This window comes from Oceaniglobus roseus (assembly GCF_002869745.1).
GTDB classification, from domain to species: domain Bacteria; phylum Pseudomonadota; class Alphaproteobacteria; order Rhodobacterales; family Rhodobacteraceae; genus Oceaniglobus; species Oceaniglobus roseus.
In genome coordinates this window covers 124,377-131,158 of record NZ_PNOS01000006.1, presented here as the reverse complement: position 1 = coordinate 131,158, position 6,782 = coordinate 124,377, and the positions used below count along the sequence as shown (strand labels likewise).

General features: G+C 69.6%; 5 protein-coding genes and 1 riboswitch. Of the genes, 1 reads left to right on the top strand and 4 read right to left on the bottom strand.

Features of this window, described 5'->3' with window-relative positions; genetic code table 11:
• Together A7B20_RS05110 and thiB are read right to left on the bottom strand one after the other, a co-directional pair.
• Positions 1 to 1,017 (bottom strand): ABC transporter permease family protein (locus A7B20_RS05110; protein WP_102107475.1); only part of this gene is annotated, 1,017 nt, incomplete at its 3' end.
• The gene (gene thiB / locus A7B20_RS05105) at positions 993 to 1,997 is read right to left on the bottom strand and encodes a thiamine ABC transporter substrate binding subunit (RefSeq protein ID WP_102107474.1); all 1,005 of its coding nucleotides are present in this window, start codon (positions 1,995 to 1,997) and stop codon (positions 993 to 995) included. The genes thiB and A7B20_RS05110, both read right to left, overlap by 25 nt.
• A gap of 63 nt (positions 1,998 to 2,060) precedes the next feature.
• A riboswitch (TPP riboswitch) is annotated at positions 2,061 to 2,163 on the bottom strand.
• An 82-nt stretch (positions 2,164 to 2,245) separates the two neighbouring features.
• On the opposite strand from thiB, the gene A7B20_RS05100 reads away from it, so the two are divergent.
• Positions 2,246 to 2,446, top strand: coding sequence for a SlyX family protein (locus tag A7B20_RS05100; protein WP_102107473.1), 201 nt, complete (start codon positions 2,246 to 2,248; stop codon positions 2,444 to 2,446).
• A 21-nt stretch (positions 2,447 to 2,467) separates the two neighbouring features.
• Here the strand turns inward: A7B20_RS05100 and A7B20_RS05095 are convergent, their stop codons facing one another.
• Positions 2,468 to 3,226, bottom strand: coding sequence for a hypothetical protein (locus tag A7B20_RS05095; protein ID WP_102107472.1), 759 nt, complete (start codon positions 3,224 to 3,226; stop codon positions 2,468 to 2,470).
• Positions 3,227 to 3,229: 3 nt separating this feature from the next.
• Positions 3,230 to 6,766 carry a DNA polymerase III subunit alpha gene (dnaE, locus tag A7B20_RS05090; RefSeq protein WP_102107471.1) on the bottom strand — a complete coding sequence of 1,179 codons (3,537 nt, stop codon included), beginning with the start codon at positions 6,764 to 6,766 and terminating at the stop codon, positions 3,230 to 3,232.
• Positions 6,767 to 6,782 lie beyond the last annotated feature (16 nt).

Sequence of the window (6,782 nt, the reverse complement as noted above, 5' to 3'; positions counted from 1 at the left end):
CGCCAGCGTCACCGCGACCGACACCGCCGCGACAAAGACCGACCGCCCCGCCGCGGCCCAGGCCCCGGCGTCGAGCGTGGCGAGCTGCGGCAGCCCCTTCGCGGCGATGGCGGCCAGCGGCGCGAGCAGGAACAGCGCGGCCAGCGCGATCAGCGCCGCGTCGAGCCGGCGCAGCAGCGGACGGTCGGCATCCCAGCGTTCGACGCTGCGGTCCAGCCCGCCGATCCCGCTTTGCGGCACCGTCAGCGCGAGGGCGGCGAGGGCGGCGGCGAAGGACAGCGCCAGTTGCAGCAGCGCCAGCACCGCCGCGCGGGCCAGGTCGAAATCGAACCGGAACGCCTGGTAGATGGCGAGTTCGACGGTGGTGGCGGCGGGACCGCCGCCAAGCGCCAGCGCGACGGCGAAGGAAGTGGTGCAGATCAGGAAGATCACCATCGTCGCGCCGGGCAGCACGGCGCGCAGCATCGGCCGCTCGAGCAGCCGGGCGATGTCCCAGGGCCCGGCCCCGAGGCTCGCGGCAAGGCGGAAGCGTTCGGCCGGGATGGCGAGCCAGCCCTGGAGGATCAGCCGCGTGGCGAGCGGCAGGTTGAAGAACACATGGGCCAGCACCACGCCCTTCAGTCCGTAGATGTCGAGCGGCCCGAGACCCAGCGGCGCGATCAGGTCCGAGATCCAGCCCGCGCGGCCGTAGACGGCAAGCAGGCCCAGCACGGCGACGATCACCGGCAGGATGAACGGCGCCCCCATCAGCGTGACGAGCAACCCGCGTCCGCGGAACCGCCGCCGCGCCAGCGCGCGCGCCACCGGCACCGCCAGCGCGACGCTCAAGCCCGCCGAGAGCACCGCCTGCACCAGCGTGAAGCGCAGCGCCGCCCAGTCGGCGGGGCCGAAGCGCACCCCCGTCTCGGCCCGCGCCAGCACCGCCGCGACGGTCCCGAGCATCAGCGCCAGGACCAGCGCGGCGGCGGCGATCCCGGCGCAGGCGAAGCCGTCTAGCGGCCGAGCGCGGCGAGCCATTCGTCCAGCGCCACCTGCCGCGCCTCGTCCGCCTCGCTTGGCGGGAACAGCAGCGCCTTGTCCGGGTTCATCAGCGTCTCGAACCCGTCGGGCAGGCCGCCGGTCGGGATCACGGCGGGATACATCCAGTTCGTCGTCGGGATCACCGCCTGGAAGGCGTCGGTTGTCACGAAGTCCAGGAAGTCCTGCGCGAGGTCGGGATGGTCGGACGAGGCGACGGCGGCCGCGACCTCGACCTGGAGGTAATGGCCCTCGGCGAAGGGGGCGGCGGCCTTGGTGTCGTCCTTCTCGGCGATCAGGTGGTAGGCGGGCGAGGTGGTGTAGCTCAGCACCATGTCGGCCTCGCCCTCGAGGAACATGCCATAGCTTTCCGACCAGCCCTTCGTCACCGTCACGATGTTGTCGGCCAGCCCCTCCCAGATCGCCTGCGCCTCGTCGCCGTAGGTCGCCTTGACCCAGAGCAGCAGGCCCAGGCCGGGAGTGGACGACCGGGGGTCCTGGATCACGATCTTCAGGCCGCTGTCGGCCAGTGCACGGAAGTCGGCGGGCGGGGTCTCGATCTTCGTCCTGTCGTAGACGAAGGCGAAATAGCCCCAGTCGTAGGGCACGAAGGTGTCGTCCTCCCAGGCGACGGGCAGGTCGAAGGCCGCCTCCTTGCCCTCGTATTTCGCGAACATCCCAGTTTCGGCCGCGGCGGCGATCAGGCTGGTGTCGAGGCCCAGCACCACGTCCGCCTTCGTGCGCGCGCCTTCCAGCTTCAGCCTCGCCAGCAGCGCCGCGCCGTCGCCCGCGCCGACGAAGGCCAGGTCGCAGGCGCAGGTCTTCTCGAACGCCTCCTCGATGGCGGGGCCGGGGCCCCATTCGGCGATGAAGCTGTCGTAGGTATAGACCGTCAGGACGGGTTTCTCCTGCGCCTCTGCCATGGGGACTGCTACCGGGGCGAGGGCCAGCAGGGCGGCTGCGATGAGGGGTCGTTTCATGTCTTCGATCCTTTCTGCCGGTGCCTTGCAAGGCCCGGGCGAACGATGATCGGAGTGGGGGTAGAGGTATGCTCTGACCTTCCCTCCGCCGGTGCGAACCGGTTCAGGTTCAACGGGTTCGCGCACTGGCGCATCTCAGCCGTCTCCGGCACCCCGAGGTGAGGCCGAGACTAGGGCAGGCGCAGGGGGGCGGCAAGGGGCCGCGGTGGGGGCTTTTGCGAAAGCCGCGGCCCTGCTAGAGCGGGGTCATGGACCGCCAGACCCTCGAAGAACGCATCGCCCACCTGCTCCGCACGACCGACGAACTGTCGGACATCGTGGCCGAGCAGCAGACGAGGATCGAGCGCCTGGAACGGCGGCTGGAGATGGTCATGCGCCGCGAGGCCGAACGCGAACTGTCCGAGGGCGGCACCGTGCCGCTGGCCGACCAGCGGCCGCCGCACTGGTAGGGCCGGGCGGCACGCGGGCGCTCAGGATCCGGTCATGTCGTAGGCGAGGATCCTGCCGTCCGAGAGCAGCAGCTCGAACCACTCGTTCGAGGTTCCGAACTGCGGATAGACGGTGACGAAGACCGCCGCCTTCTGGATCCGGTCGGCGCGGTCCGCAGGACAGGGCGTCTGCGGCTTCACCCCGCAGACCCGCGATTTCAGCTTCTCATAGGCCGTATCGGTCGCGGTGTAGGCGCGCCGGTTGCCGGGGGCATAGCGGTTCGTCTCGTGCACGTCGGGCGACCCGAACAGCACCAGCGCGCCGGTGAACTGCCGCGCGCAGCGGTCGGAGAAGCCGGTGACGTACTGGGTGCGCAGCGCGGTGGACTGCGGCGCGGGGTCGATCAGGGCGAAGCGGGCCCTCCCCTCCTTCGGCGCGGCGTCGACCTCGGTGCCGAGGCTGCGCGCGGAGACGCCGCAGACCTCGGCCACCTGGCCGAAGGGCAGCGTGGTGCCGGGCTCGACCTCGGGCGTGTCGTCGCTGCCCCCGCCGCGGCGGAACAGCGCCGCGAACAGGCCGCCGCCGCCGGTGGGCGCGGATAGCGCCGCCTGCTCCTCCAGCGCATCGGCCGGGTCGCCGACGGAGCCGTCCAGCGGCCCCTCATCGCCCTCGCCTTCCAGCGTCTGCGCCTCGGCAAGGCCGACGATGGGCGGATCGTCGGGCGCGCGGCCGCCCGTGGACTGGCAGGCCGCGAGCGGCAGGATCAGGAGCGCGCAGAGCGCCAGGGAAAGGAACCGCATCGCCTAGATATCCTCGACCGTGACCACGCCGCCGAGCGACTTGATCGCCCCCTTGATCTGCGGCGTCACCGGGAAGCGCTCGCCCAGCGCGACCTCGACCTCGCCCGGCAGATCCTTGTGCATCAGGCACAGCGACACCGGCCCGCGCATCCTTATGGTCTTGTCGCCCATGGCCCGCTGCAGGAGCGCGGCGACAGAGGCGACCGCCTCGGCCTCGTCGATGAAAACCCTGAGACCCGATCCCCCCGCATCCGCGACCGCCGTGTCGATGGGTGCCACGGCGCGGCCCAGCAGCTTCAGCTGCTCCGCCTCCATCGTCGCCTCGACCGTCACCACAACATTCATCCCCGGCTCAAGAAACTCGCGGCACTTCTCCAGCGTGTCCGAGAACAGCGTGACTTCGTAAAGCCCCGTCGGGTCGGACATCTGCACGAAGGCGAAGCGGTTGCCCTTGGCCGACTTCCGCTCCTGCCGCGACGCGACCGCACCGGCCAGCTTGGCCACCTGCGGCCCCTGCTGCGCCTTCTGGCTCAGCGCCTCGAGCGTCAGGACGCCCTTGCGCTTCAGCGGCGCCATGTAGTCGTCGAGCGGGTGACCCGAGAGATAGAAGCCGACGGCCTTGTGTTCCTCGGCCAGCTTCTCGGAGGGCAGCCAGTCCGAGGCGGGCGAAAGCCGCGGCTCGGGCAGGTCGTCGCCCGCCTCGCCGAACAGCGACACCTGGTTCGACGCCTTCTGTTCGTGGATCGCGGCGGAGTAGCCGACCAGCGCATCGAGCGAGTCGAACACCCGCCGCCGGTTCGGATCCAGCTGGTCGAAGGCGCCGGCCCTTGCCAGCATCTCCATCGGCCGCTTGCCGACCCGCTTCAGGTCGGCCCGGCGGGCCAGGTCGAAGAGGGTCGCGAAGGGCTTGTCGCGGCCGTTCACGATCCGCGCCTCGGTGATGATCCTCATCGCCTCGACACCGACGTTCTTCAGCGCGCCGAGCGCATAGACGATCTGCCCGTCCTTCACCGTGAAGGTCGCACCCGAACGGTTGACGCAGGGCGGCACGATCCCGATCCCGAGGCCCCGCCGCACCTCCTCGGCATAGATGGCCAGCTTGTCGGTCAGATGGATATCGCAATTCATCACGCCGGCCATGAACTCGACCGGGTGGTTCGCCTTCAGCCAGGCCGTCTGGTAGCTGACGACGGCATAGGCGGCGGCGTGGGACTTGTTGAAGCCGTAGTTGGCGAACTTCTCCAGAAGGTCGAAGACCTCCTTCGCCTTCTTCTTGTCCACCCCGTTCGCCGCCGCGCCCTTCTCGAACTTCGGGCGTTCGGCGTCCATCGCCTCCTTGATCTTCTTGCCCATGGCCCGGCGCAGCAGGTCCGCGCCGCCGAGGGAATAGCCGCCCATCACCTGGGCGATCTGCATCACCTGCTCCTGGTAGACGATGATGCCCTGGGTCTCTTCCAGGATGTGGTCGATCAGCGGGTGGATCGAGGTGATCTCGCGCAGGCCGTTCTTCACCTCGCAATAGACCGGGATGTTCTCCATCGGCCCCGGACGGTAGAGCGCCACCAGCGCCACGATATCCTCGATGCAGGTGGGCTTCATGCGCCGGAGCGCGTCCATCATGCCCGAGCTTTCCACCTGGAACACCGCCACCGTCTTCGCGCTGGCGTAAAGCTTGTAGGAGGCTTCGTCGTCCAGCGGGATCAGCGCGATGTCGTTCTCGCCCCCCGGCGCGGGTTCGTACAATGTCCGCCCGTCCGCCGCGACATGCAGCGGGCGCCCGCGGATCGCGCCCCCGTCGTCGCGGTCCAGGATCAGGTCGATGGCGTTCTGGATCACGGTCAGGGTCTTCAGGCCCAGGAAGTCGAACTTCACCAGCCCCGCCTGTTCGACCCACTTCATGTTGAACTGCGTCGCCGGCATGTCCGAGCGCGGATCCTGGTAGAGCGGCACCAGCTCGTCCAGCGGCCGGTCGCCGATCACCACCCCCGCGGCGTGGGTCGAGGCGTTCCGAAGCAGCCCCTCCACCTGCTGGCCATAGTCCAGCAGCCGCGCCACCACTTCCTCGTTCCGTGCCTCCTCGCGCAGGCGCGGCTCGTCGGCCAGCGCCTTCTCGATCGAGACGGGTTTCACCCCCTCCACCGGGATCATCTTGGAAAGGCGGTCCACCTGCCCGTAGGGCATCTGCAACACCCGCCCCACGTCGCGCACCGCGGCCTTGGACAGGAGCGCGCCGAAGGTGATGATCTGCCCCACCTTGTCGCGCCCGTACTTGCCCTGCACGTACCGGATCACCTCTTCCCGCCGGTCCATGCAGAAGTCGATGTCGAAGTCCGGCATGCTGACCCGCTCGGGGTTCAGGAACCGCTCGAACAGCAGCGAATAGCGCAGGGGATCGAGGTCGGTGATCGTAAGTGCATAGGCGACGAGCGACCCGGCGCCCGAGCCCCGCCCCGGCCCCACCGGGATGTCGTGATCCTTCGCCCACTTGATGAAGTCGGCCACGATCAGGAAGTAGCCGGGAAATCCCATCCCCTCGATGATCCCCAGCTCGAACTCCAGCCGCTGCTCGTATTCCTCCACGGACGCGGCATGGGGGATCACCTTCAGCCGCGCGACCAGGCCCTCCTTCGCCTGCCGCCGCAGCTCCTCCACCTCGTCGTCGGCGAAGCGCGGCAGGATCGGCGCCCGCTTCACCGCCTTGAAGGCGCAGCGCCGCGCGATCTCGACGGTGTTCTCCAGCGCCTCGGGCAGGTCGGCGAACAGGGCCGCCATCTCGGCCGGGCTCTTGAAATAATGCTGCGGGGTCAGGCGGCGGCGCGGCCCCGCCTGATCGACATAGGCGCCCTCGGCGATGCAGATCAGCGCATCGTGGGCCTCGTACATCGCGGGCTTCGGGAAGTAGACGTCGTTGGTGGCGACCAGCGGCAGGTCCATCGCATAGGCCATCTCGACATGACCCCGCTCGATCAGCCGCTCGCGGTCGCCCAGCGTGCCGCCCTCCTCGGGATGGCGCTGCAACTCGACGTAAAGCCGGTCGCCGAAGGCCCGGTGCAGCCGCGCGAGCAGCGCCTCGGCCTTGCCCCTGTGCCCCGCGCCCAGGAACCGCCCCACCGGCCCGCCCGGCCCGCCCGAAAGGCAGATCAGCCCATCTGCATGGGCCTCCAGCTGCTCCAGCGTGATCTCCGGCCGCGCGCCGCCCTTGTCTAGATAGAGCGCCGAGTTCAGCTTCATCAGGTTGCCATAGCCCGCCTCGTTCTGCGCCAGCAGGACCAGCGGCGCGGGATCGCGCGGCTTCTCGCCCAGCTCGGCGGGGTCGAAGGCGACGTCGACCTGGCAGCCGACGATCGGCTGCACCCCGGCATCCACGGCGGCGACGGAAAATTCCAGCGCGGCGAACATGTTGTTCGTGTCGGTGACGGCCACCGCGGGCATCCCGGCGGCGGCGCAGAGGCCCGGCAGCTTCTTCAGCCGCATGGCCCCCTCCAGCAGCGAATACTCGGTGTGCAGGCGCAGGTGGATGAATCGGGGAGAGCTTGTCATGGCGGGGAACGTAGTG

Bases quoted from the DNA above. Each gene is read 5' to 3' on its own strand.
- A7B20_RS05095 (WP_102107472.1), bottom strand. From the start codon at position 3,226: ATGCGGTTCCTTTCCCTGGCGCTCTGCGCGCTCCTGATCCTGCCGCTC.
- dnaE (WP_102107471.1), bottom strand. From the start codon at position 6,766: ATGACAAGCTCTCCCCGATTCATCCACCTGCGCCTGCACACCGAGTAT.
- A7B20_RS05100 (WP_102107473.1), top strand. From the start codon at position 2,246: ATGGACCGCCAGACCCTCGAAGAACGCATCGCCCACCTGCTCCGCACG.
- thiB (WP_102107474.1), bottom strand. From the start codon at position 1,997: ATGAAACGACCCCTCATCGCAGCCGCCCTGCTGGCCCTCGCCCCGGTA.